1 pseudogene is annotated in these 357 nt (G+C 51.5%); it reads right to left on the bottom strand.

The features are described from left to right. Window positions 1–357: pseudogene (locus AB4585_RS27730) on the bottom strand (L-lactate permease); the annotation flags it as partial.

Raw genomic sequence — 357 nt, 5'->3', positions numbered from 1 at the left:
CCATAGGGATGGTAAACAACAACACAAAGCCCGCACCTATCAGTGTTTTGCTTGACTCTCCAAACGCGCTCGCTAATGGTTTTAGGCTTCCAGATTGTAGAATGACCGCGAGTAGGGCAACCAGGACTAAGATGCCACCGGGAAGATAGAGTGGCTGAATCGCCGTGCTCACGCCTGTCTCACCAAGGATATTGCCGAAGGATAGGCTGACGCTCTTTAGCATGCCCTTGAATTCAGGGCTAACGCGGCTCGCCACAAGGATCACGGCTAGCATCACATAGGGTGCCCATGCCTTTGTCAGGCTCATTGGCTTACCAGTGGTCTTTTGCTTCAGTTCAATCTTTAGAGAGCCTAACC

This window comes from Vibrio sp. 10N.222.49.C9 (assembly GCF_041474985.1).
In the GTDB taxonomy this organism is placed as follows: domain Bacteria; phylum Pseudomonadota; class Gammaproteobacteria; order Enterobacterales; family Vibrionaceae; genus Vibrio; species Vibrio crassostreae_C.
The sequence above is the reverse complement of the archived record's forward strand: the minus strand, read 5'-3'. Positions and strand labels throughout refer to the sequence as shown.